The organism is Pseudonocardia benzenivorans CB1190 (genome assembly GCF_000196675.2).
GTDB lineage: Bacteria > Actinomycetota > Actinomycetes > Mycobacteriales > Pseudonocardiaceae > Pseudonocardia > Pseudonocardia benzenivorans.
Window position 1 is genome coordinate 869,728 of the sequence record NC_015312.1, and the last position, 23,910, is coordinate 893,637.

The 23,910-nt window shown below is 73.5% G+C and carries 20 protein-coding genes and 1 pseudogene; 13 read left to right on the top strand and 8 right to left on the bottom strand.

Annotation, left to right across the window (positions count from 1 at the left end; translation table 11 throughout):
* Positions 1–261: 261 nt before the first annotated feature.
* The 3 genes and pseudogenes from PSED_RS04210 to PSED_RS04220 all read right to left on the bottom strand — a co-directional run bounded on the left by PSED_RS04210 (position 262) and on the right by PSED_RS04220 (position 2,834).
* The gene (locus tag PSED_RS04210) at positions 262–1,383 is read right to left on the bottom strand and encodes a muconate cycloisomerase family protein (protein ID WP_013673018.1); all 1,122 of its coding nucleotides are present in this window, start codon (positions 1,381–1,383) and stop codon (positions 262–264) included.
* Between the two features lie 35 nt (positions 1,384–1,418).
* A pseudogene (gene catA / locus PSED_RS04215) lies at positions 1,419–2,269 on the bottom strand (catechol 1,2-dioxygenase).
* Between the two features lie 16 nt (positions 2,270–2,285).
* On the bottom strand, positions 2,286–2,834 hold the full coding sequence (locus tag PSED_RS04220) for an alpha/beta fold hydrolase (protein ID WP_202946350.1): 549 nt from the start codon (positions 2,832–2,834) through the stop codon (positions 2,286–2,288).
* Positions 2,835–3,593: 759 nt separating this feature from the next.
* Between PSED_RS04220 and PSED_RS04225 the strand changes: the two genes are divergently transcribed.
* On the top strand, positions 3,594–4,175 hold the full coding sequence (locus PSED_RS04225) for a hypothetical protein (RefSeq protein WP_143770354.1): 582 nt from the start codon (positions 3,594–3,596) through the stop codon (positions 4,173–4,175).
* A gap of 107 nt (positions 4,176–4,282) precedes the next feature.
* Complete coding sequence (locus PSED_RS04230) at positions 4,283–5,248, top strand: Lrp/AsnC family transcriptional regulator (protein WP_013673021.1); 966 nt, start codon at positions 4,283–4,285, stop codon at positions 5,246–5,248.
* Positions 5,249–5,263: 15 nt separating this feature from the next.
* On the opposite strand, the gene PSED_RS04235 is transcribed toward PSED_RS04230, so the two are convergent.
* Positions 5,264–6,847 carry a dolichyl-phosphate-mannose--protein mannosyltransferase gene (locus PSED_RS04235; RefSeq protein WP_013673022.1) on the bottom strand — a complete coding sequence of 528 codons (1,584 nt, stop codon included), beginning with the start codon at positions 6,845–6,847 and terminating at the stop codon, positions 5,264–5,266.
* 24 nt (positions 6,848–6,871) lie between these two features.
* On the opposite strand from PSED_RS04235, the gene rsmI reads away from it, so the two are divergent.
* A complete protein-coding gene (gene rsmI / locus PSED_RS04240; RefSeq protein WP_013673023.1) occupies positions 6,872–7,720 on the top strand; it encodes a 16S rRNA (cytidine(1402)-2'-O)-methyltransferase in 849 nt (282 codons plus the stop codon).
* Positions 7,721–7,760: 40 nt separating this feature from the next.
* Here rsmI and PSED_RS04245 read toward each other — a convergent pair whose 3' ends face one another.
* From PSED_RS04245 to PSED_RS04260, 4 genes are read right to left on the bottom strand one after another with little or no spacing between them, the layout of a single operon-like run.
* Entirely contained in the window at positions 7,761–9,065 is a 1,305-nt protein-coding gene (locus tag PSED_RS04245; RefSeq protein WP_013673024.1) for a cation:proton antiporter, read from the bottom strand.
* Entirely contained in the window at positions 9,065–9,547 is a 483-nt protein-coding gene (locus PSED_RS04250; protein ID WP_013673025.1) for a cation:proton antiporter regulatory subunit, read from the bottom strand. Before PSED_RS04250 ends, PSED_RS04245 begins: the two co-directional genes overlap by 1 nt.
* 50 nt (positions 9,548–9,597) lie before the next feature.
* Entirely contained in the window at positions 9,598–10,203 is a 606-nt protein-coding gene (locus PSED_RS04255; RefSeq protein ID WP_013673026.1) for a chorismate mutase, read from the bottom strand.
* A 12-nt stretch (positions 10,204–10,215) separates the two neighbouring features.
* Positions 10,216–11,205, bottom strand: a complete 990-nt coding sequence (locus tag PSED_RS04260) for a methyltransferase (protein ID WP_013673027.1) — start codon at positions 11,203–11,205, stop codon at positions 10,216–10,218.
* A 119-nt stretch (positions 11,206–11,324) separates the two neighbouring features.
* On the opposite strand from PSED_RS04260, the gene PSED_RS04265 reads away from it, so the two are divergent.
* From PSED_RS04265 to PSED_RS04315, 10 genes are all read left to right on the top strand, one after another.
* Positions 11,325–12,044: a helix-turn-helix domain-containing protein gene (locus tag PSED_RS04265; RefSeq protein WP_013673028.1), complete on the top strand. Its 720-nt coding sequence runs from the start codon at positions 11,325–11,327 to the stop codon at positions 12,042–12,044.
* Positions 12,045–12,138: 94 nt separating this feature from the next.
* The gene (gene metG / locus PSED_RS04270) at positions 12,139–13,932 is read left to right on the top strand and encodes a methionine--tRNA ligase (protein ID WP_013673029.1); all 1,794 of its coding nucleotides are present in this window, start codon (positions 12,139–12,141) and stop codon (positions 13,930–13,932) included.
* Positions 13,933–13,975: 43 nt separating this feature from the next.
* Positions 13,976–14,860 carry a TatD family hydrolase gene (locus PSED_RS04275; protein WP_049803606.1) on the top strand — a complete coding sequence of 295 codons (885 nt, stop codon included), beginning with the start codon at positions 13,976–13,978 and terminating at the stop codon, positions 14,858–14,860.
* A gap of 196 nt (positions 14,861–15,056) precedes the next feature.
* Positions 15,057–17,210: a resuscitation-promoting factor gene (locus PSED_RS35460; protein WP_013673031.1), complete on the top strand. Its 2,154-nt coding sequence runs from the start codon at positions 15,057–15,059 to the stop codon at positions 17,208–17,210.
* 34 nt (positions 17,211–17,244) lie between these two features.
* Complete coding sequence (rsmA, locus tag PSED_RS04290) at positions 17,245–18,099, top strand: 16S rRNA (adenine(1518)-N(6)/adenine(1519)-N(6))-dimethyltransferase RsmA (RefSeq protein ID WP_013673032.1); 855 nt, start codon at positions 17,245–17,247, stop codon at positions 18,097–18,099.
* 367 nt (positions 18,100–18,466) lie between these two features.
* Complete coding sequence (locus PSED_RS04295; protein ID WP_013673033.1) at positions 18,467–19,027, top strand: PadR family transcriptional regulator; 561 nt, start codon at positions 18,467–18,469, stop codon at positions 19,025–19,027.
* A complete protein-coding gene (locus PSED_RS04300; RefSeq protein ID WP_041759266.1) occupies positions 19,024–20,529 on the top strand; it encodes a DHA2 family efflux MFS transporter permease subunit in 1,506 nt (501 codons plus the stop codon). Before PSED_RS04295 ends, PSED_RS04300 begins: the two co-directional genes overlap by 4 nt.
* 71 nt (positions 20,530–20,600) lie before the next feature.
* Entirely contained in the window at positions 20,601–21,572 is a 972-nt protein-coding gene (locus PSED_RS04305) for a 4-(cytidine 5'-diphospho)-2-C-methyl-D-erythritol kinase (RefSeq protein WP_013673035.1), read from the top strand.
* Positions 21,572–23,362 (top strand): ABC-F family ATP-binding cassette domain-containing protein, encoded by a 1,791-nt coding sequence (locus PSED_RS04310; protein WP_013673036.1) that lies wholly within the window; start codon positions 21,572–21,574, stop codon positions 23,360–23,362. Before PSED_RS04305 ends, PSED_RS04310 begins: the two co-directional genes overlap by 1 nt.
* A gap of 120 nt (positions 23,363–23,482) precedes the next feature.
* On the top strand, positions 23,483–23,848 hold the full coding sequence (locus PSED_RS04315; RefSeq protein WP_013673037.1) for an MmcQ/YjbR family DNA-binding protein: 366 nt from the start codon (positions 23,483–23,485) through the stop codon (positions 23,846–23,848).
* Positions 23,849–23,910 lie beyond the last annotated feature (62 nt).

A 23,910-nucleotide genomic window follows, 5' to 3' on the forward strand; every position in this document is an offset into this window, starting at 1 on the left:
CGTTGATGCATTCTCCCGCTGTCCGATCGGGAATCCCAGTCACCGGCGCCGGACACGTGGTCGCCAACGTCGGACACCCGCTCACCGACGCCGGACACCCGGTCACCATCGTCGGACACGTGGTCACCACCCCCGAATCGGCCGGGTGCATGCGGATCGGCCGGATGCCGGCAAGCCACGACCGGACACGGAGGGCGCCAAGCGCCGAAAGCGGTCCGGCTGCTCCCGCGTTCCCTGCGGGAGCAGCCGGATCACACCTGCTCATCCCCGGGTGAGTCGGCGCACCTTCTCCTCGTCGAGTGTCACCCCGAGGCCGGGACCGTGCGGTACGTGCAGGTGCCCGTCCCGGTAGTCGAGCGGCTCGACGAGCAGCTCCTCGGCCATCAGCAGCGGCCCGAACAGTTCGCTGCCGAAGGTCACCGACGGGGTGGCGCAGCACAGGTGCAGCCCGGCGACCGTGCCGATCGGCGATTCGATGGCCGTGCCGCCGTGGCACGGTATCCCGGCCGCGGTGGCGACCGCGGCGATCCGCTGGGTCACCGTGAAACCGCCGGACTTGGTGACCTTCAGCGAGAAGATGTCCGCCGCGTTGGCCTTGACGATGCGCAGCGCGTCCTGTTCGCTGCGCAGGCTCTCGTCCGCCATGATCGGGATCTCCAGGAGCTGGGCGAGCCGGGCCGCCCCGTCGATGTCCCAGGCCGGCAGCGGCTGCTCGATGAGCTCGACGCCGGCGGCCTGCAGCCGCGGAAGGTAGCGGGTGGCGGTCAGCTCGTCCCATGCCGCATTGATGTCCACCCGCAGGCTCGCCCGGGAAGCCAGCGCCGAGGCGACCTTTTCGATCCGCTCGACATCGGCCTCCGGATCCTGCGAACCCATCTTCAGCTTGAAACTGGCGTGCTTCCCGGCATCCAGCTTGCCGGTGGCCTCCTCGATGATCTCGTCCGGCCGGGCGGCACCCAGCGCCCAGGTGACCGGGACACGGTCCTGCGCGAGCCCGCCGAGCAGCGCGTACACCGGCAACCCGACGGTCCTGCCCCAGGCATCGAAGAGCGCCACCTCCACCGCGGCCTTGGCGAACCGGTTCTCCGCGACCAGCCGGTCCATGGTGGCGCGCAAGGCCGGCACCTCGGCGACGTCCCGACCGACGAGCAGTGGCGCGAGGTACCGGTCGATGACGACCTTCATCGTCTCCACCGATTCCCCGCCCCACCATGGGCCGCCGGGAACGACACCTTCGCCGATCCCGACGGCACCGTCCACGGTTCGCACCCGGACGAGCACCACGCTCTGGTGGTCGATCTGTGTCACCGAGAACTTGTGCAGCCTTCGAAGTGGGATGTCCACAATGTCCGCGGTCACCGACTCGATGCGAGCCGTGTTCACAGGGTTTCTCCTCTGTTGTGCGGTGGCAGGAAGGTTCAGGCCGGATCGAGTACGAAGTCGTAGTCCTGGTGCAGCACCCCGTCGGCGTCCGGCTGCGGGTCCAACACCAGTTCCGGCTTCGTGGCCTGCGCAATATCGCTGTCGAGCCATTGACCACCACGGAAGTACAGCTGCGTGGTGACCGTCCGATGTCCGGGCGCGCGCACCATGAGGTGCAGGTGTGCCGGGCGCCAGGCGTGCCAGCCCGCGGCGGCGATCAGCTTCCCGGTCGGCCCGTCCTTCGGGATCTCGTAGGGCGCCGGCTGAACCGTGGTGATCTCGAACCTGCCATCGCCGTCCGCGACAACGACACCACGCAGGTTCCCGTCCGGGATCGTGGACGCGAACCCCGAATAGTAGCCGTCCGCGTCGGCCTGCCAGATGTCCAGCTCGGCCCCGGGGATCGGGGTGCCTTCGAGAGTGCGTACCTGACCGGAGAAGACCAGCGGGGTGCCCTTTCCTCCTGCCGCATGGGCAGCGTGGCCTTCGCCGGCAGCATCACCTGATCTGGCAGGTAGTACGGGCCTTCGATGCTTCCCTTGGTGCCATGGTGGTCTTGGCTCGCCACGTCCTCGACCACATGCTCCACGAACACATCGAGGAACAGCGGCCATTCCTTGCTTTCACCGACATCGATGAGCCACTGCTTGACCGCCTGGTACTCGGGGTAGGTCATGTTGTGCGCACGGATCGCATCGTGGATGCGACCGAGCACGTCCCTGGCGAACGTGTCGATCCGCTCCCGGTCGGTGTCCGCGGTTCCGTGCCGCGCCAGGCTCTTGCGGAACGCCTCGGTTGCCGAGCTGCCGGACTCCACCGCGGTCGGGGTGTGTATTTCGGTAGTCATGGCGACTCTCCTTTTCTCAGCCCAGAAACTCGTCCACCGCGGCCGCGGTGCGCTCGAACTGCTCCACCTGCGGGATATGCCCGCTGTCGGAGATGATGGCGACCTTGCTGTCGGCGATGAGGCCGGCGAAGTCCTCGGCGTAGCTGGCCGAAACGAGCGCGTCGTCCTCGCCCCACACGATCAGGGTGCTCGCGGTGACCCGGTGCAGCCGGTTGCGCAGCCCGCGGTCGGGGATCGGCCAGGCGAACTTGCCGGTGCAACCCAGCGCCCAGACCATGCCGGCGGTGGCCGCGCGGGCGGCCTCCTCGTCATCGGGCAGTGTCAGCATCGCCCGCGCCGCCGGGCTCGACGGGTCCTTGAACAGCAGGGCCGGCAGCTGATCCGGCGGGGTCGCGACCCAGTTGGCGACCGGGGCTTCCTCGCGCCACAGGCCGATCGGGTCGAGCAGCACCAGCTTTTCCGGCAGCCCGGGGAAGAACGAGGCCAGCTCGGCGGCCAGCATGCCACCGAACGACTGCCCGACCACAACGGGCCGGTTCAGCCCGAGCCGGCGCACCAGCTCCACTCTCCCTGCCGTGTTCGCGGGTTTCCCCGCTTCCATTCTTCGTTCCGCGTGTTTTCTGGCGGCGCAGCCCCCAGGCCCCGCCCGGCGGGGCTTCGCCCCCCGGGCCCCCGCTGTGGTCGGCTCGGTTTCGGATCTTGTGTTCTTCGGTGGGTCCGGTTTCTGTTGCTCGGGTCTGTCCGGGCGGAGCTCGCAGGCCCCTCGGACCCCAGCTGTGGTCGGGTCGGTTTCGGACTTGTGTTGTTCGGTGGGCCGGTTTCGCTCGCTCGGGTCTGTCCGGGGGAGCCCGCAGCTCGATGAGCAGGGCTTCGGCTCACCGTGGTCGGCCTTGTGCGGATCTGTGTTCGCCTTGGGCCGGGCTTGCCGCCGCTCGTGCCGGGGGTTCGCGGCGTTGTCGTCGAGCGACGGGCCTTTGCTCAACCCTCCACAGTGGTCGTCTCAGCGTCGATCTTGTGTTCTCCGCGGGGTCCGCGTACACCCGCTCGGGTCGAATGTCGCGGGGCACCGGTCCTGTTCTTGTCCCGGGCGTCTGTCGGGCGGAGGCCGCAGGTCCCGCTCGGTTCGCCTCCGCGGGACCCTCGCCGTGGTCGGCTGATCCTGGACCCGGCCTTCTCCATGATCCGCCACTCACCGGGTCCCGGCTCCTCGTCCGGGGCCTGATCGGAATCGGCGCGTCGGCGCTGGACCCGTTGCCGCGCAGCACTTCGGACCCGGTACGGTCGGCCCGCGGCGTCGCGGGGGCGGCCGTGCGCATCCCGGGAGGTGGGTCCGGTCCGTCGGCGGTCGATGGTCTGCGCGATCTGCGCGTTGGTGGCGGCGGCTCTCGCGGCCTTCGCGGCGGTCAACCCGTTCCACCTGCGTTGGGGCGGTCCGGCGACGGCGGTTCTCGTCGGACTGACGATCGCCCTGGTCACCGCGGCGGCGGCCGTCGTGCCGCGGCGGCGGGCCAACCGGATCGTCACCGCGGTGCTGGGCACGCTGATACTCGTGGGGTGGTGCGCGGCGGCGATCGTCGGGCTGCGGTTCTCCGGCCCGCAGCGCGACGTGACCACGGTCGCGGCCGGGAACTACCGGCTGGTCGTGGTCGAGGGCCACGCGTTCGTCGACACCGTCTACTCCGTGCATCTGCGGCGCGGATCCGGTCCGCTGGAGCAGGACTCGTTGGTGTGGCAGGGCCTGGCCGAGGGCTCGCCGCCCGCGCAGGTGCGGTTCCATGGCGATCCGGCGGCCGACCAGCAGGTCGAGGTCGTCGCGGGGCCCGGTTGCGGCTACCGCTCCCGTTACGACTCCCTTACTCTCGCAGTGGATCCGGTACACAGACCGTTGCGACTCGACGGCTGCTGACCCCGTCGGGCTACCGCCTACGGGGGACGCCGGGCGGCAGCACCGACGCTGCGTCATCCGGCAGGATGATCTCGGCGAACGGGCACGACATGGACGGCGGGGTGTAGGTGACGGGCACCCTGGCCCCGCTGGACCGTCGCATCGTGGGGGCGTTGCAGGTCGACGGCCGTGCCTCCTGGGAGCGCATCGCCGCCGCGCTGGGTGAGCCCGAGGGCGTCGTCGCGCGGCACGGGTCGGAGCTGCTGGCCGACGGCGTCGTCCGCGTGACCGGCGCGCCGCCGCCGCCGCCCGGCGCGCTCGTCGCGCTGCGCTGCGAGCCGGGCAAGGAGCGGATCGGTGCGCTGGCACTGGCCAACCGTCGCGACACCCGGTTCGCCCACGTGCTGGCCGGCCCGTTCGGCTGCCTCGCCGAGATCGACTGCGAGCCCGGGAGGCTGCCCACCGTCGTGCTCGACGAGCTGCCGTTGCTGCCCGGCCTCGCGGGATCGACCGTGTGGACGGTGTTGCGCACGGTCCGCACCTCGGCGCAGTGGCGGCCGGGGCTGCTCACCGAGGCCGAGCACGAGGCACTCGTCGACGTCGATCCACCCCCGGAGTACGCGCCGTTCGGCGAGACGAAGGACGTCAGCCGGCTCGATGCGCTGCTGCTCGCGGCCCTGTCCCACGACGGCCGCCGCGATGTCGACGAGCTCGCCGGTGTGACGGGCCTGTCGGCCTCGGCGGTGCGCAGGCGGGTGGAGCGGCTGCGCCGGGAGGGCGGGCTGCGGCTGCGCGTCGTGGTCGACCCGGCGCTGCTGGGGTTCGCGGTCCGGGCGATCGTGTCGGTGCGCTGCGCCCCGCGCGACGTCGAGGCCGTCGCGACGGCGCTGTGCCGGGAGCCGTCGGTGCGCTATGCGGGCGCCGTGTCGGGCGACAGGCAGCTGGTCGCCGAGGTCGCGCTCCCGACGGTCGACGCCCTGCACGACCTGCTCACCTCGGCGGCCTGGCTGGAGCGGGTGACGTCGGCGGAGTCGTGGCTGGTCGTCGGCACCCTGAAGCGCGACGGGCTGTTCACCCTCCCCGCGGAGCACTGAGTCGCGTGGGCGGGATCAGCGCCAGGACGGGAGCCATAGCTCGGCCTGCCACTGGCTCTGCGTGATCGCGACGCCGTCGAGGATCGGCCAGAGCCACGCGAAGTTGGCGACGATCAGCCCCACCCACAGTGCGACGACCAGCAGCCCGGTCTGCCGTCGTTCCCGCTGTGCCCGCGCCCGGCCGAGGACCTCGCCCATGACCAGCACCGTCCCCAGTACGAGGAACGGCACCACCGGCGCCATGTAGAAGAAGTACATCTGCCGGTTGAGGTTGAGGAACCACGGCAGGAAGCCCGCGCCGTAGCCGACGAGGACGGCGACATAGCGCCAGTCGAACCGGGTGACCGCTCGCCACAGCGCCCACGCCCCGACGACGGGGGCCGGCCACCACAGGGCGGGGGTGCCGATCAGCATCACCGCGGACACGCACTCGCTCTCGCCGCAGCCGGTGACGTCGGAGCCGCCCGCGTAGTAGTAGAGCATCGGGCGCAGGCCCATCGGCCATGTCCACGGCTTGGACTCCCACGGGTGCGGGTTGCCCGGCGGGGTGTCGAGGCTCTCGTGGAAGGCGAGCACCTTGCCGCTGTAGTACCAGAGCGAGCGCAGCGCGTCGGGCACGAACGAGAACGGGCCACCGGTGCCGACGGCGATGCCGACGGCGTGCCGGTCGGTCGAGGTCTCGCTGCCGAACCACGCCCACCAGCACGCGAGGTAGGTCAGGAACGGGACGAGCGCGAGCGCCCAGATCGCGGGCAGCAGGTCGCGACGCACCGTGCCCACCCACGGCCGCTGCACCCCGGCGGCACGTCGCGCCGTGACGTCCCAGAGCACGGTCAGCACCGCGAACCCGACGACCCAGTAGACGCCGGACCACTTGACCGCGCAGCCCATCCCGAGCAGCACGCCGGTGCCGAAGCGCCACCAGCGGAAGCCGAGTCGCGGGCCGTACACCGTGTCGTCGACGCGGCCCTCGGCCATCACGACGGCCATCCGGGCCCGGACGTCGTCGCGGTCGCGCAGCATCGTGGTGAAGGCGGCGAGGACGAACAGCGCGGAGAAGACGTCGAGCATCCCGATGCGCGACTGCACGTGGCTGAGCCCGTCGCAGATCAGTAGCAGGCCGGCGACCCCGCCGAGCAGCGTCGACCGCGTCAGCCTGCGGCCCGCGCGGATGATCAGGACGATGCACAGGGTGCCCGCCGCCGCGGCCGCCACGCGCCAGCCGAGGCTGTCGTAGCCGAAGATCCACTCACCGATCGCGATGAGCTGTTTGGCCAGCGGGGGGTGAACCGTGAGCTCGTAGCCGGGGTTGTCCTCGACGCCGCCGTTCTGCAGCATCTGCCACGCCTGCGGGACGTAGTGCTTCTCGTCGAAGACGGGCGTGCCCTGGTCGGTGGGGTAGCGCAGGCCGGCGAAGCGGAGCACGCCGCCCAGCACGCCGAGCACGATCGTGACGACCCAGCCGCGCAGCCTGTCGTCGAGACCGTCGACGCCGAGCCGGCGCCGGGGATCGGGCGAGGGCGGGGTACGCAACGGCGGCGGTGTCCCGATGACCTCCGGACTCGCCGTCAGGACGGCTCCTTCCCCGCGACCCCCCACGCGGGCCGATCGTAGGCTCTCGGCATGAGCGCCGATTCCCCGGCGGGCCGTCTGGTCCTCGCCGCGACCCCGCTGGGCGACGCCCAGGACGCCTCGGTGCGCCTGCGCGACGCGCTCGCCGACGCCGACGTGATCGCCGCCGAGGACACCCGCCGGCTGCGCGCGCTGGCGGCCGCGCTCGACGTCACGGTGTCGGGAAAGGTCGTCAGCCACTACGACGCCGTGGAGGCCGCCCGGCTGCCGCGGCTGCTCGACGACGTGCGCGCGGGCCGCACCGTCCTCGTCGTCACCGACGCGGGCATGCCCGCCGTCTCCGATCCGGGCTACCGCCTCGTCGCCGCCGCGGCCGCCGAGGACCTGCCGGTCACCTGCCTGCCCGGGCCGTCGGCGGTGACCACCGCGCTCGTGCTGTCGGGGCTGCCCTGCGAGCGGTTCTGCTTCGACGGCTTCGCCCCGCGCCGCTCCGGTGAGCGCCGTCGCTGGCTGGCGACGCTCGCGGTCGAGCGCCGGGCCGTTGTCTTCTTCGACTCACCGAACCGGCTCGCCGACACCCTGCGCGAGGCCGTCGACGTCCTCGGCCCGGACCGGGCCGCCGCGGTGTGCCGGGAGCTGACGAAGCGCTACGAGGAGGTCGTCCGGGGCTCGTTGGCCGAGCTCGCGGAGTGGGCGGCGGGCGAGGTGCGCGGGGAGATCACCGTCGTGCTCGCGGGGGCCGACGCCGCCGAGGCGCCGTCGGTCGAGTCGCTCGTGCCCGAGGTACAGGCACGGGTGGACGACGGGGAGCGCCTGAAGGACGCCGTCGCCGCCGTCGCGGCGGCGACGAACACGTCCAAACGCGACCTCTACAACGCGGCACTCGCCGCCCGCACGTAGCCGCGGGCCGGCGTCGGGCCGGCCGCGGGCCGGCGTCGGGTCACGAGCGCTCCCCCGCCGAGCTCGGCGGCGGAGCAGTCGGTTCCGCGGCGGCGTCCGGCGCGGGAGCGGTGGCGTCCGGTGGCGGTACGGCCGCTTCCGCGGCGCTCGGCGGCGGCACGGTCGTGTCCACGCCGCGGCTCCCGCCGATGCGGGTGAGCCTGCGGGCCACGGGCTCCACGTAGCGCGTCACGATCGGGCCCATCACGGCCATGATCAGGACGTAGCTCGTGGTGAGCGCGGCCAGGTCGGCCGGTACCGCGGCGTACCCCACGGCGAGCCCGGCGATGACGATCGAGAACTCCCCGCGCGCGACGAGCGCGGCACCGGCACGCGCCCGGCCCAGCTTCCCGATCCCCTGTCGCTGCGCGGCCCACCATCCGGTACCGATCTTCGTCAACGTCGTCACGACGGCGAGCGCCACCGCGAACCCGAGCACCGGCGGGATGGACCTGGGATCGGTGTTGAGCCCGAAGACGACGAAGAACACCGCCGCGAACAGGTCGCGCAGCGGTTCGAGGAGCTTCGTGGCGTTCTCGGCGGTCGATCCGGAGATCGCGATGCCGAGCAGGAACGCCCCGACCGCCGCGGAGACCTGCATCGCCGACGCGAACCCGGCGACCAGCAGGGCCGCCCCGAGCACCTTGAGCAGGAAGACCTCGCGGTCGGGACTGTCGACGATCGCCGAGACGAACCGTCCGTAGCGCAGTGCGACGACCAGCACGACGGTGATCACCAGCAGCGAGATGCCGACGGCCGTGAGCCCGCCGAGGAAGCTGACCCCGGCGAGGATCGCGGTGAGGATCGGCAGGTAGAGGGCCATGACGAGGTCCTCGAACACCAGGATCGACAGCACGACCGGCGTCTCGCGGTTACCGATGCGGCCGAGCTCGGCCAGGACCTTGGCGACGATCCCCGACGAACTGATGTAGGTGACGCCACCCATGACGATCGCGCCGACGGGGCCCCAGCCGAGCAGCAGCGCGACGGCCACGCCGGGTGCGGCGTTGAGCACGATGTCGAGCACGCCCGCGGTCCAGGACCGGCGCATCCCGGTGATCAGCTCCGACGCCGAGTACTCCAGGCCGAGCAGCAGCAGCAGCAGGACGACGCCGACCTCACCGGCCAGCGAGGTGAACTCGCCGATGTCGCCCAGCGGTACGAGCCCGCCCTGGCCGAACGCGAGACCGCCGAGCAGATAGAGCGGGATCGGGGAGAGGCCGATGCGGTGGGCGAGCCGGCCGAGCAGGCCGAGCCCGAAGAAGATCGCACCGAGTTCGAGGAGTTCGAGCGCGGTGTGGTTCATCAGCCCCGCTTGAGGATCTTGACGGCGTTGTCCAGCCCTTCGGCCGTCCCGACCGTGACGAGCAGGTCTCCCGCGGTCAGCGTGAAGTCCGGGGTGGGCGAGGCGTGCACCTGCCCGGCCCGCATCACCGCGACGACGGAGACGCCGGTCCGGGTGCGCAACGCGGTGTCGCCGAGGGTCCGGCCGTCGAACGGGCAGCCGGCACCGATCGGGAGCTGGCGGGTGTGGATGCCGGGGAGGTCGCGGTGCTCCTCGGTGAGCTGCGCGACGAGCTGCGGCGCGCCGAGGAGGTTGGCCAGTGCGCTGGCCTCCTCCATCGTCAGCGGGAGGGAGGCGAGGGCGGCATCGGGATCGTCGGACTTGGAGACGATGAGCTCGATCTTGCCGTCCCGGTGGGTGACGACGCCGATGCGCCGGCCGGCGCGGATGGCGAAGTCCTTCCGGACACCTATACCGGGCAAAGGGGTCACCTCGACGTTCACGCGAACACCGTATGTCGGGTCCGCGTGCCGGCGACAGGCATCGCCCCGGGTCAGGTGCAGAGGGACCGGACGGCGCGGGCCAGAGCGGAGCGATGCAGCTCGTCGAACCCGGCCCGGACGGCGGCGTGCCGGGCGGCGTCCTGCACGGTCCGGCCGCACGCGGCGCCGTCGCGACGGTCGGCGGTCGCGGCGAGCTGGTCGAGCAGCCCGGTGGTGATCCGGTCGAGGACGGGCCGGACGGTCGCGAGGTCGGTGCCGGGGGCGGGGGCGGCCGCCGGCTCGGCGGTCCAGTCCGAGAACAGCCCGTACTGCACGACCTTGCTGGCGGCGATCTGGTCCGCGAACACGGCGGCGACGACGTCGGGGTCGAGACCGCGCCCGGTGGCACCGGCCCGGGCGGCGTCGAGGACGACCTGCTCCCGCGCGGGGTCCTCGACCGGACCGCGGGAGGCCCACTTGGCGCGGGCGACGACGTCCCCGGTCTCGATGCGCGTCACGATCAGGTCCAGGAGCGGGTCGACACCGCTGTCGGCCGTGGAGTCGCCGACCGTCCGGACGGCCGGGCCCGCGGTCGGCGCGAGTGCGGCCAGCACGGCGAGCGCGCACACCAGGAGCGGCCCGGCGAGCAGGCGTCGACGGGGAGCGTGGGCGGGCATGGAGGAGCCTCCTCAGCAGGACTGCAGGACCAGGACGTGGCGGCTGGACGACGTCGGCAGCGCCGCGCACACCCGCAGGCCGGCGGTCGCGGCGAGCGCGGTGAACTCGGCGTGGGTGCGCTCGTGGCCGCCGAACAGCACGAGCATCCGCAGGTCCTGGTGGGTGACCTCGCGACGGTGTCCGGGTGGGCCGTCGAGGAGCCGTTCGACGACGAGCACCCTCGCACCGGGCGCGGTGGCCGCGTCGGCGGCGCGCCGCAGAACGGTGGCGGCCGTGTCGTCGTCCCAGTCGTGCAGCACGTGGGCCAGCACGTACCGGTCGCCGCCGGGCGGGAGCGCCTCGCGGAAGTCACCGACGACGACGTCGACCCGGTGGGCGAGCTCCGGCCCGAGGGCGTCGGCCGCGGCCGCGGCGGGCCCCGGCCGTTCGACGAGGACGCCGCGCAGGTCCGGCCATCGCGTGAGCAGGGCCGCGAGGAGGTGGCCGCGGCCCCCGCCGACGTCGACGACGCAGCGCGCGCCCGCCCACACGTCGAGGCCGGCGACGGCGGGCACCCACTCGGCCGCGCGCGTGGTCATGAGCAGGTCGAACGACGTCGCCAGCGCGGGGTCGGCGGCGATCTCGGCCCACGGGTCACCGGGACGGCGTCCGGTGCGCAGCACGGCGAGCATGCCGCCGGCGAACCGGCGGTCGAGGTACCCGCCTGCCCCGGTCCAGTCGAGCCTGGTGGACCAGTCCGAGCCGGCTGCGGCCAGCGGTGCCCCGATCGCCGTGAGCCGCACCGTGCCCGCCGGGTCCACGGCCACCACCCCCCGTGCGGCCAGGAACCCGACGAGCCGGCGCAGTGCCGGCGGATCGACCGCCAGCTCGTCCGCGAGCGCCCCCAGGGCGACCGACCGGCTGCCGATGGCCGCGGGCAGCCCGAGCGTCACCGCCGCCCGCAACGCCAGCGGCGTGACGAGGTCGGCGAGTCCGGCCAGTTCGGTCGTCGCCTCGTGCACGGCTCCGACGCTGCGGGATGCCGGGCGGGCCGCGCGACCCCGCGGCGAGTACTCGCCACGGACGGCGGGCGAGCGTTCGGGTGCTTACCATCCCGCTACGGCGGGAGGGGGCCTGGACCGTGGACGATGCCGGAATCCGCGATCGGGTGCGAGCGGCGCTGGACGAGTCCGCGTTCCGGGCACGTGCGGGCACCGTGCCGCCGACGCGGATGGTGACGGGCGCACGGACCCGGACGTGGTCGGTGCTGCGGTCGCTGCGCGCGAACGCCGCGCGGGAGATCCTGAGCTGCGACGACACGACGAACCTCATCCGGGCCGACGTGCCCGACCGGATCCGTGAGCTGGGTCCCCAGACCCTGACCGCCGCGGCCGAACGCGGGGTGGCGATCCGTCAGGTGACCACGCGGGCCGGGCTGGCCGCCGATCGGGACCTCGGCGCGATCGTGCACCGCGCGGGCGGGCAGGCGCGGGTTGTCGAGACGATCCCGTTCAAGATCTCGATCATCGACCGGCAGGTGGCGTGCCTGGCCACCGACCATTCCGTGCTCGCCGACGGGTTCCACCTGGTCCGTGACCCGGTGTTGGTGGCCGCGCTGGTCGCGGTGCACCGCCAGCTGTGGGGGACCGGCGAGGAGGCCGACCCCGGACCCGAGCTGCCTGGGCGGCTGGCGACGCTGGTACCGGCCCTGGCCTCGGGGGAACCCGACGACGTCGCCTGCCGCCGGATCGGGCTCTCGCCGCGGACCTACAGCCGCCGCGTCGCCGAGCTGCTCGCGGTGCTGGGTGTGCAGACGCGGTTCCAGGCCGGGATCGAGGCCACCCGCCGGGGCTGGATCTGACCGCACCGACCCCGTCCGCCGGCGGTCCCGGCGCGGGTCGCCGCTTACCCGACGGCGGCGCGAGCGCCGTCGGGACGGGGAATACGCTGGCCACATGAGCTCCCGCGTGCTGACCGCCGTTGCGTGGCCCTATGCCAACGGCCCGCGGCACATCGGCCACGTCTCCGGTTTCGGTGTGCCCTCCGACGTCTTCTCCCGCTACCGGCGGATGGTCGGCGACCAGGTGCTCATGGTCTCCGGAACCGACGAGCACGGCACCCCGATCCAGGTGCAGGCCGACGCCGAGGGGCTCACCCCGCGCCAGCTCGCCGACAAGTACAACGAGGTCATCACCCGCGACCTGCAGGGGCTCGGGCTGTCCTACGACCTCTTCACCCGGACGACGACGTCGAACCACTACGAGGTCGTGCAGAACCTCTTCCTGGCGCTGCACAAGAACGGCTACGTCGTCTCGAAGACGGCGATGGGCGCGATCAGCCCGTCGACGGGCCGGACGCTGCCCGACCGCTACGTCGAGGGCACCTGCCCGATCTGCGGCTACGACGGCGCCCGCGGCGACCAGTGCGACAACTGCGGCAACCAGCTCGACCCGGCCGACCTGATCAACCCGCGGTCGAAGATCAACGGCGAGGTCCCGCAGTTCGTCGAGACCGAGCACTTCTTCCTCGATCTGCCGGCGTTCGCCGAGTCGCTCGGCCAGTGGCTGTCGACGCGGACCGACTGGCGCCCCAACGTCCTCAAGTTCTCGGCGAACCTCGTCGAGGACCTCAAGCCGCGCGCCATCACGCGCGACCTCGACTGGGGCGTGCCCATTCCGCTCGACGGCTGGCGCGACCAGCCGATGAAGCGGCTCTACGTGTGGTTCGACGCCGTCATCGGCTACCTGTCGGCGTCGGTGGAGTGGGCCCGGCGCAGCCCCGACCCCGACGCCTGGAAGCAGTGGTGGACCGACCCCTCGGCCGAGGGCTACTACTTCATGGGCAAGGACAACATCGTCTTCCACTCCGTCATCTGGCCGGCGCTGCTGCTGGGCCAGAACGGTGCGGGCGACCGCGGCGGCGAGCCCGGCGTGTTCGGGACGCTGAACCTGCCCAGCGAGATCGTGTCGTCGGAGTACCTGACGATGAGCGGCTCGAAGTTCTCGACGAGCCGCGGCCGCGTCATCTACGTCGGCGACTTCCTGCGCGAGTTCGGCCCCGACGCGCTGCGCTATTTCATCGCCGTCGCCGGCCCGGAGAACCAGGACACCGACTTCACCTGGGACGAGTTCGTCCGGCGCACCAACTTCGAGCTGGCCAACGAGTGGGGCAACCTCGTCAACCGGTCGATCTCGATGGCGCACAAGAACGTCGGCGCGATCCCGAAGCCGCTGGCGCCCGAGGCGGCCGACGCCGAGCTGCTCGCCGTCTCCAGGGCCGGGTTCGACACCGTCGGCGGACTGCTGGCGCGCAACCGGTTCAAGCAGGCCGCGGGCGAGGCGATGCGCGTCGTCACCGCGGCGAACCGGTACCTGTCCGACCAGGAGCCGTGGAAGCGCAAGGACGACCCCGAGCGCCGGGACACGATCCTGCACACCGCGCTGCAGGTCGTGCAGGACGCCAACACGCTGCTGACGCCGTTCCTGCCGCACGCCGCGCAGCAGGTCCACGAGGCGCTCGGCGGCACCGGCGTCTGGGCGGCGCAGCCCGAGATCCGCGACGTCGACGACCTCGGCGACGGCCCGGGCTACAAGGTCCTCACCGGCGACTACGCGACGGAGTCGGCACGCTGGGAGTCCACGCCGATCGAGACCGGCCGCCCGCTGGCCAAGCCGACGCCGATCTTCGCCAAGCTCGACCCCGAGCTGGGCGAGACCGGGCCGTCGTGGGCCCCGATCGAGCGCCCGTGAGCGGCACTGGTCGCCATGGCGACCAGTGCCGCTCACGAGCCGCGTGAGCGGCCCGTACGGGCGCAGGCCCCGGCCCGAGCCGCCGGAGCCGTTGCCGGCGCCGACGGTCGACGCCCACACCCATCTCGACGCGTGCGGCTGCGTCACGACCGACGACGTCGCCGCGGCGCTGGACCGGGCCGAGGCGGTGGGGGTCACGCGCGTCGTGACGATCGCCGACGACCTCGACGCCGCGCGGTGGGCCGTGGCCGCGGCGAACTCGGACTCCCGGGTCGCGGCGGCGGTCGCGCTGCACCCCACCCGCACGGCCGCCGTCTCCGAGGCCGACTTCGCCGAGATCGAGCGGCTGGCCGCCGATCCGCGGGTCGTCGCGGTGGGGGAGACGGGGCTCGACTTCTACTGGGACCACTCGCCGCCCGCGGCGCAGGAGACCTGGTTCCGGCGGCACGTCGACCTGGCCAAACGCCTCGGCAAGCCGCTGATGATCCACGACCGCGACGCGCACGCCGACGTGCTGCGCGTGCTGCGGGAGGAGGGCGCCCCGGAGACGGTGGTCTTCCACTGCTTCTCCGGCGACGCCGCGATGGCGCGCGAATGCGTCGGCGCGGGGTACGTGCTCTCGTTCGCCGGGCCGGTGACGTTCAAGAACTCCCACGACCTGCGCGCGGCCGCGGCGCTGGTGCCCGAGGACCGGTTGCTGGTCGAGACCGACGCGCCGTTCCTCACGCCGCACCCGCACCGCGGCAGGTCCAACGAGCCCTACTGCCTGCCCTGGACCGTCCGTGGCCTCGCGGCGGTGCGCGGGGTCTCCGACGAGCGACTCGCGGACACCGCCGGGCGCAACGCCGAACGGGTCTTCCGACTCGGTGAACTGCCGCCCGTCGTGCCCGACCTCGCTCTGGGCGCGGACGGCCGTCGCTCGCCGTAGCCAGAAGGCCGTTCGGCGCTCACAGCGTGTCGCGATGCCGAGTCGATCACCCGTGCCCGTTACGGTTCCGTGATCGCCGGGATGGGGTGACGCTCCCCAGCACAAGCGGCAACGGTGGCTCGGGGCGCTCCCCTGACCGACTCGCCCTCGGGCCACCGTGACCGCAGCAGCCCCTGCCCGGTCCGTCGAGGTCTGGATGGCAGTGGTCGACGTCTCCTCTCGCCTGCCGCGGCGCCCCCACCTGGGGTACGCGCCCGAGGACGGTGCCGCAGGCTTCTTCCCCGGTCCCGATGGCCCTCGCGACGAGGACTTCGATCCGCGCGCCCGCGCCGACGCGCTGCTCGCGCGGCTCGGCGCCACCGGGGCCCCTGCGACCGGTGGCTGGTTCGCCGAGCCCCGGCGCGCGGCCCCGCACCTGGGCTACCTCGACGACGAGGTCGACGACCTCGGCGCCTGGGACGAGGACCACTCGTGGGACGACGACCCTCGCGGCGCGGCGGACCCCCTCGACCCTCCGCTCCCCGGCGGTGCGTACCGGCAGCAGCCGTACCTGGCCGTCGACCCCCGGGACGAGCCGGACGGCCCCGTCGGCGGGTACGACCCCGACGAACCCGTGACCGGCTGGTTCCCGGTCGCGCGGCTCGACGAGGCGCCGCCCGTCGAGCGCCGGGTGCACCTCGACCCGCCGACGCACGAGGCGATCGACCCGTCGGCGCACCCCGCGTACGCGACCGACTGGTTCGCGGTCCCCGCGCCCTCGCGCCCCGTCGACGACCACCCCAGCACCGACCACCCCAGCACCGACCACCCCAGCACGGACCGCTTCCGCCGGGTCGACGCGCGCTCCGGCCCGTCGTCGTGGGCGGAGCCCGGCACGGTCACCCTCGACCCGTTCGCCGGGGCGCCGCGGACGCGTCCCGTCGACCCGTCGACCGTCGAGGGTCTCGTAGGGCATCCTGCCGAGCTGGACGAGGAGCAGGACACCGCCGTCGGGGCCGCTCCTCTCGGTGTCGCTCCTCTCGGTGTCGATCCTCTCGGGGCCGCTCCCGCCGACGCCGGTGCGGCGGACACGGCGGTCGACGTCCCGGCCCGGACGCGTCGCGACCTCCCCGCCGGCCTCACCGACCCGGCCGACGTCGAGCGCCTCACCCGGCCCGCCCGCCCGCGCACCGCAGGGCGTCCGGCGCCCCCCACCCGCACCGAGGCGGCTCCCGCCGAGACCGCCGAGGACACCGGCGGCCGCTCGCGCACCGTCGTCCGGGCCACGGCACTGGCCGCGCTCGTCACGCTCACCGCCGGCAGCGGCACCGCCCTCGCGATGGACAAGACCGTCACGGTGACCGTCGACGGCAAGGAACGCGTCGTCCACACGTTCGCGGGCGACGTCGAGGGCGCGCTGGCCGCGGCGGGCGTGCAGACCGGGCCGCAGGACAAGGTCTCCGCCGCCCCGGACGCACCGATCGCGAGCGGCGACACGATCACCGTCGACCGCGGCCGCCCGTTGACCCTCATCGAGGGCGGCCAGCGTCGCGAGGTGTGGACGACCTCGGACATGGTCTCCGAGGCGCTCGCGGGCCTGGGCCTGGATGCGAAGCCGATCCAGATGTCCGTCGCCCCGGGCACGGAGATCCCGCTGAGCGGCATGCAGCTGGTGCTCAACGTCGAGCGGACCGTGACGATCACCGACGGCTCCGGCGCGCCCGTCCAGGTCACGACGATGGCCGGCACCGTCGGGGGGCTGCTCGCCGAGCGCGGCATCACCCTCGGCGCCGACGACGCCGCCACCCCCGGCATCGACGCCCCGCTGACCGACGGCATGACCATCGGCGTCGTGCGCAACACCGTGGGCGACATCGTCGTCACGCGGTCGATCCCGCCGCCCGTGCAGACGATCGAGGACCCGTCGATGCCGCGCGGTACGCAGCAGGTCGTCGACCCCGGCAAGGCCGGCGAGCAGTCGTCGGTCGTGCGGGTCTACAGCCAGAACGGCAAGGAGATCCGTCGCGAGCAGGTCAGCGCCGGCTCGACCGTGCCGCCCAAGCCGAAGATCGTCAAGGTCGGCACCGGCAACACGGCTCCGGCCGCCCCCGCCGTCTCCGGCGGCGGGGCGTGGGACGCGCTGGCCAAGTGCGAGGCCGGCGGCAACTGGGCCATCAACACCGGCAACGGCTACTACGGCGGCCTGCAGTTCGACGCCCAGACCTGGCGCGCCTACGGCGGGACGCAGTACGCGCCGCTGCCCCACCAGGCCACCCGCGAGCAGCAGATCGCCGTCGCGACCAAGGTCCGCGACGCCCGCGGCGGGTACAGCGCCTGGCCCGCCTGCTCGCGCAAGCTGGGACTGCGGTGACGGCCCGGCCGATGCGGCCGGGCATGATCCGAGGGTGAACGACGCACGGCTGCTCGGTCCTGCCGAGGTCCGCGGCCTTGCCGAGCGCCTCGGCATCCGCCCGACGAAGAAGCTCGGGCAGAACTTCGTGCACGACCCGAACACGGTGCGCCGCATCGTGAAGGCCGCCGAGCTCGGCTCCGACGACGTCGTCGTCGAGGTGGGGCCCGGCCTCGGGTCGTTGACGTTGGCGCTGCTGCCGGCGGTCGCGGCCGTGCACGCCGTCGAGATCGACCCCGTGCTCGCGGCGCAGCTGCCCGCCACCGTCGCGGAGTTCGCGCCCGGCCTCGCCGACCGGTTGACGGTCACGACCGCCGACGCCGTGCGCGTGCGCGCAGCCGAGCTCGCCGGCCCTGTCCCGACCGCGATCGTCGCCAACCTGCCCTACAACGTCGGCGTCCCGGTCCTGCTGCACCTGCTGGCCGAGCTGCCGGGTATCCGGCGCGGGCTGGTGATGGTGCAGGCCGAGGTGGCCGACCGGCTCGCCGCGCCCCCGGGCTCGAAGACCTACGGGGTGCCCAGCGCCAAGCTGGCGTGGTTCGCCGACGCCCGCCGCGCGGGCCCGGTGCCGCGGGCGGTGTTCTGGCCGGTGCCCAACGTCGACTCCGGCCTGCTCGCGTTCACCTGCCGTCCCGCACCGTCCGACGTCCCGCGGGCCGACGTCTTCGCCGTCGTCGACGCCGCGTTCGCCCAGCGTCGCAAGGCCCTGCGCTCCGCGCTGGCCGGGTGGGCGGGTTCGCCGCCCGCTGCGGAACAGGCGCTCACCACGGCGGGGATCGACCCCCTGACCCGGGCCGAACGCCTCGGCATCACCGACTTCGCCCGCATCGCCGCCGCCCGCCCCGCCTGAGCCGCCCGGGCGGTCGGTCGTCTCGCGCCGGCCGGACTGCCTGCGCGTCCCGGGCGACGGTGGTGGGGTTGCGCGCCCCCGGCCGCGCGCAACCTCAGTGCTGCCGACGCCCACGGACGACTGTGGGGTTGCGACCGGAGGTATGTCGCGTGCCTCGCGCCGGGCCGGTCGATTCCGCAGCAGGGCGTTCGTCGTCAGGCAGGAGCAGCGGATCGGCCCGGGGGATCGGCCCGGGGGATCGGCCCGGGGACCGTGAACTGTCGGTGTCGCGTGCCACGGTCGGGTGACAGGGAGGGCGGATGCGCTTATATTCCACGCGGAATAGTCCACGTGGGGTGATCGGGAAGGGAGTCGGGGGACCGTGTCGATGACGGCGCTGGGGACGTCCGTGCTCGCCCTGCTCTGCGAGAAGCCGATGCACCCCTACGAGATGTACCGGCTGATGATGGAACGGCACGAGGGACGGGTCGTGAAGGTCCGGCCCGGCTCGCTCTACCACACCGTCGCCAGGCTGGCCGACGCGTCGCTGGTCGAGGCCGTCGGAACCGACCGGGAGGGCGGGCGTCCCGAGCGCACGACCTACCGGGTGACACCGGCCGGCCGCGACGCCCTCCGGGCCTGGATCACCGAGAACCTCGGCGTCCCGGTCAAGGAGTACCCGCGGTTCCCGCTCGCGCTGGGGGAGGCGCACAACCTGCCCCGCGCCGAGGCGATCGCCCTGCTGCGCGCGCGGATCGACGCGCTGCAGGCCGACGTCGACGAGAGCGAACCCCTGCTCGCGGAGGCGATGACCCGCGTGCAGGAGGCCCACCTGCTGGACAACCACTACCTCATCGCGATGGCACGGGCCGAGATCGGCTGGTTGACCCGGCTGGTCGAGCGGCTCGAGACGAAGGAGCTGACATGGCCGTCGGAGGACAGGCTGTGACCGGGAGGACGGACCTCCCCGCGAGCCCGTGGCCGGCCCTCTGGGCGATGGTCGTCGGGTTCTTCATGATCCTGGTGGACTCGACGATCGTGTCGGTGGCGACGCCGGCGATCCAGGAGAGCCTGGGCGCGGGCGTCGACGCGGTCGTCTGGGTGACCAGCGCGTACCTGCTCGCGTACGCGGTCCCGCTGCTGATCACCGGGCGGCTGGGCGACCGGTTCGGCCCCGGCCGGGTGTACCTGGTCGGGCTGACGATCTTCACCCTCGCCTCGTTGTGGTGCGGGCTCACGCACTCGATCGGCGGGCTCGTCGCGGCGCGGGTGGTGCAGGGTCTCGGCGCCTCGCTGATGACCCCGCAGACCATGGCCGTCATCACCCGGACGTTCCCGGCCGAGTCGCGGGGCCGCGCGATGAGCCTGTGGGGAGCGGTCGCAGGCGTCGCGACGCTGGTCGGCCCGATTCTCGGCGGCGTGCTAGTCGACGGGCTCGGCTGGGAGTGGATCTTCTTCATCAACGTCCCGGTAGGGGTGGTCGCGTTCGTGCTGGCGGTGCGGCTGGTGCCCGCGCTGGAGACCCACGTCCACAGGTTCGACCTGCTCGGCGTCGCGCTCAGCGCGGTCGGCATGTTCCTGCTGGTCTTCGGCATCCAGGAGGGCCAGACCTACGACTGGGGCACGATCGCCGGGCCGATCTCGGTGTGGTCGCTGATCGGCGCGGGTGTCGTCGTCATGGGCGTGTTCCTGTGGTGGCAGGCGCGCAACCGCGGCGAGCCGCTCGTCAACCTGGCCCTGTTCCGCGACCGGAACTTCAGCCTGGCCAACGTCGCGATCACCACGGTCGGGTTCGCGATCACCGCGATGGCGTTCCCGCTGATGTTCTACGCGCAGGGCGTCATGGGCCTGTCGCCGACGCGTTCGGCGCTGCTGTTCGTGCCGATGGCCGTGCTCTCCGGCGGCCTCGCGCCGTGGGTCGGGCGGATCACCGACACCGTGCACCCGCGCTGGATCGCGGGCTTCGGGATGCTCTGCTTCTCGGCCGCCCTGTTCTGGATCGGCGCGATCCTGCGGCCCGGCCTGGCGGTGTGGGAGCTGCTGCTGCCGATCGCGCTGCTCGGCGTGGCCAACGGCTTCGTCTGGGCGCCGATCGCGACGACGGCGACGCGCAACCTGCCGATGTCGAGCGCCGGGAGCGGCGCGGGCATCTACAACACGACGCGGCAGGTCGGGGCCGTTCTCGGCTCGGCGGCGATCGCGACGCTGATGGCCTCCCGGATCGCGGCGAACCTGCCTGCCGCGGGTGCCGCGGGCGGCGGCGGCGCGGATGTGGCCACCCTCCCGCCGTTCCTGCACGCCGGGTTCGCGTCGGCGATGGGGCAGGCGATGTACCTGCCGGCAGCGGTGCTGCTCGTCGGGTTCGTCGCGACCGCGGCCTTCGCCGTGCCCCGCCACCTCGCGGCCCGGCGTGCCGCGGCCGCCGCACAGCCGGCCCCGGCGGCGGCCTGAGGAGCGGACGGACGCCCCGGCGCGCGGCCGGTCCACGGACGGGCGCGCGCCGGGGCACGTAGTGTTGTCGGGTGCTCGCCGCCGTCCCCTCCCCGGTCACCGTGCGTGTGCCGGGGAAGATCAACCTGCATCTCGCCGTCGGCGACGTGCGTGACGACGGTTTCCACGAGCTGGTCACCGTCTTCCACGCGGTGAGCCTGTTCGACGAGGTCACGGTCACCGCCTCGGAGTCGCCGGGGATCGAGGTCCTCGGGGACTCGGCGGCCGAGGTCCCGGCCGACGGCACCAACCTCGCGTGGCGGGCCGTCGAGCTGCTGGGCCGCCACGTCGAGCACGACACCGACGTCCGGGTGGTGCTGCGCAAGGGCATCCCGGTCGCGGGCGGCATGGCGGGCGGCAGCGCCGACGCGGCGGGCACGCTCGTCGCGCTCGCGGCGCTCTGGAAGCTCGACCTCACCCGCGACGAGCTGGCCGTCCTGGCCGCAGACCTGGGCAGCGACGTGACGTTCGCGCTGCACGGCGGCACCGCGCTGGGCACCGGGCGGGGGGAGCGGATCGTGCCCGTGCTCGCGCGACACCCGCAGCACTGGGTGATCGCGCTGCACCGGCAGGGGCTGTCGACACCGACCGTCTTCGGTGAGCTCGACCGGCTGCGGGCCGCGTCGTCGGACCCGACGCCGGTGCGCGCCGTCGAGCCGGTGCTGGAGGCGCTCGCGGGCGGCGACCCGCGACAGCTCGCCCTCTCCCTGGGCAACGACCTGCAGGCGGCGGCCGTCAGCCTGGCACCCGACCTGCGCCGGACCCTGCGCGCGGGGGTCTCGGCGGGCGCGCTCGCGGGGCTGGTCAGCGGGTCCGGCCCCAGCTGCGCGTTCCTGTGCGACAGCGCCGACTCCGCCGTCGAGGTCGCCGCCGAGCTGGCGGGCGCGGGCGTGTGCCGCACGGTCCGCGTCGCGCACGGCCCGGTGCCCGGCGCGCGGGTCGTCGACGAGAACGAGCCGCCGTCGGGCCCCCCGACCGGCTCCTGGCCGAAAGTGCGTGCCTGATGCCCCCGGTTCGGCAGAACCTGGTCAACCTCGAGTCCGTCACCGCGCACGTCCCGGGCGACGCCTCGCGCGTCCTGCTCGACGCCGTGTCGCTGGGCGTGGAACGCGGCGAGCGGATCGGAGTCGTCGGCCTCAACGGCGGCGGCAAGACGACGCTGCTCGACATCATCGCGGGCCGCCGCGAGCCGCAGGGCGGGCGGATCAGCCGGCTCGGTGGCCTGAAGCTGTCCCACCTCGCGCAGGGGGACCCGCTCCCGGCGGGCGCGCGGATCCGTGACGTCGTGCTCGCCGACTACGGCGCCGAGCACGAGTGGGCGTCCGACCCCCGGGTGCGCGACGTCCTCACCGGACTCGGTGTCACCGACCTGGACCGCACCGTCGACGGGCTCTCCGGCGGCGAGAAGCGCCGCGTCGGGCTCGCGGCGACCCTGATCGGCGAGCCCGACCTCGTCGTCCTCGACGAGCCGACCAACCACCTCGACGTCGAGGGCGTCGGCTGGCTCGCCCGGCACCTGCTGGGGCGCAACTGCGGGCTCGTCGTCGTCACGCACGACCGCTGGTTCCTCGACGCGGTCTGCACCCGGACGTGGGAGGTCGCGGGCGGACGCGTGGAGAGCTACCTCGGCGGCTACGCCGACTGGGTCTACGCCCGGGCCGAGCGGTACCGGCAGGCCGACGCGGCCGAGGCCCGTCGGCAGAACATGGCGCGCAAGGAGCTGGCCTGGCTGCGGCGCGGGGCCCCGGCGCGCACGTCGAAACCCCGGTTCCGGATCGAGGCCGCCGAGGCACTCATCGCCGACGTCCCGGCGCCGCGCAACACCGTCGAGCTGCTCGGGTTCGCGACGAACCGGCTGGGCCGCACCGTCCTCGAGCTCGAGGACGCGACCGTCCGGATCGGCGACCGCACGCTGCTCGACGGCGTCACCTGGCGGCTCGGCCCCGGCGACCGGATCGGCATCGTCGGCGTCAACGGTTCGGGGAAGACGACGCTGCTGCGCTCGCTCACCGGCGAGCGGCCGCTCGACGCCGGGCGCCGCGTCCAGGGCACGACGGTCCAGCTCGCCGAGCTGACCCAGGAGCTCGTCGACCTGCCGCGCGAGATGCGGGTGCTGGAGGCGACCGAGGACGTCGCGAAGTTCGTCCGGTTGGGCAAGCTGGAGCTGTCGGCGTCGTCGGTGCTGGAGCGGCTGGGCTTCCCGGCGGCGCGGCAGTGGACGCCGGTCGGGCAGCTCTCGGGCGGCGAGCGGCGGCGCCTGCAGCTGACCCGGCTGCTCATGGCGGAGCCCAACGTCCTGCTGCTCGACGAGCCCACCAACGACCTCGACGTCGACACCCTGTCCAACCTCGAGGACCTGCTCGACGGCTGGCCCGGCACGCTCGTCGTCGTCAGCCACGACCGGTACCTGGTGGAGCGGGTCTGCGACACGGTCGTGGCCCTGTTCGGCGACGGGCGCATCACCCACCTGCCGGGCGGCATCGACGAGTACCTGCAGCGGCGGGCCGCGGCCGGCGACGCGGTCGCGACGATCACGACGTCCGGCCCCGCCGCGAAGGCGGCGCCCGCGGTGTCGGCCGCCGAGCAGCGTGCCGCCCGCAAGGACGCGGCGCGCCTGGAACGGAAGATGGAGTCGTTGGCGGCCAGGGAGTCCGAGCTCCACGACGCCCTCGCCGCCGCGGCCACCGACCCGGCGAAGCTCATGGAGCTGGGGGCCCAGCTCAAGGCCGTGACCGCCGAGCGTGAGGCCGTCGAGATCGACTGGCTCGCCGCCGCGGAGCTCGCGGAGTCCTGAGCACCCGTCGCGCCGATGAGTTCGGGGCGCCGGCGGGGTCCTTCTCCTCGGGGACGACGCCGGGGACGACGCCGGGGACGACGCCCGGGGACGACGCCGGGGACGACGCAGGAGGCGGGTATGGCCGTGGTCGAGGACGTCCGGCCGCTGGGGGCGGGCCTGGCGCGCTCGTACGAGGTGTACGTGCGCGGCAGGTTGAAGTTCCGCGTGGGACAGCTCGTCTACGTGGCGTTCTCCCTCGACGGGAGCGGGATGGGGTTCGCGTCCCCCCGGGAGGAGCGGGCGGGGCTGGTCGCGAGCGACCCGCGCCGCTTCCGGCTGCCGTCGGCGTCGGACATGCGCTTCAACTGGGTCGAGGCGGATCTCGCCGTGCTGGACGCGGCCGAGGCACGGGAGCTGGTCGTCGACGCGTGGCGGATGGTCGTCCCGCAGAAGCTGTCCCGTGCCTACGACCTCGCCCACCCCGACGGGCCGGGGGCGGGCTGACGCCGGACGACGGGCGGTGGAGCGTGGATCCACCGATCGATCGACTCGACGCCGCCGCCCCA

What these genes read in the sequence shown, in the direction of transcription:
- metG (WP_013673029.1), top strand. Translation starts at nt 12,139, where the DNA reads ATGAGCTCCCGCGTGCTGACCGCCGTTGCGTGGCCCTATGCCAACGGC.
- PSED_RS04310 (WP_013673036.1), top strand. Translation starts at nt 21,572, where the DNA reads ATGCCCCCGGTTCGGCAGAACCTGGTCAACCTCGAGTCCGTCACCGCG.
- PSED_RS04315 (WP_013673037.1), top strand. Translation starts at nt 23,483, where the DNA reads ATGGCCGTGGTCGAGGACGTCCGGCCGCTGGGGGCGGGCCTGGCGCGC.
- PSED_RS04295 (WP_013673033.1), top strand. Translation starts at nt 18,467, where the DNA reads ATGACGGCGCTGGGGACGTCCGTGCTCGCCCTGCTCTGCGAGAAGCCG.
- PSED_RS35460 (WP_013673031.1), top strand. Translation starts at nt 15,057, where the DNA reads ATGGCAGTGGTCGACGTCTCCTCTCGCCTGCCGCGGCGCCCCCACCTG.
- rsmI (WP_013673023.1), top strand. Translation starts at nt 6,872, where the DNA reads ATGAGCGCCGATTCCCCGGCGGGCCGTCTGGTCCTCGCCGCGACCCCG.
- PSED_RS04255 (WP_013673026.1), bottom strand. Translation starts at nt 10,203, where the DNA reads ATGCCCGCCCACGCTCCCCGTCGACGCCTGCTCGCCGGGCCGCTCCTG.
- PSED_RS04245 (WP_013673024.1), bottom strand. Translation starts at nt 9,065, where the DNA reads ATGAACCACACCGCGCTCGAACTCCTCGAACTCGGTGCGATCTTCTTC.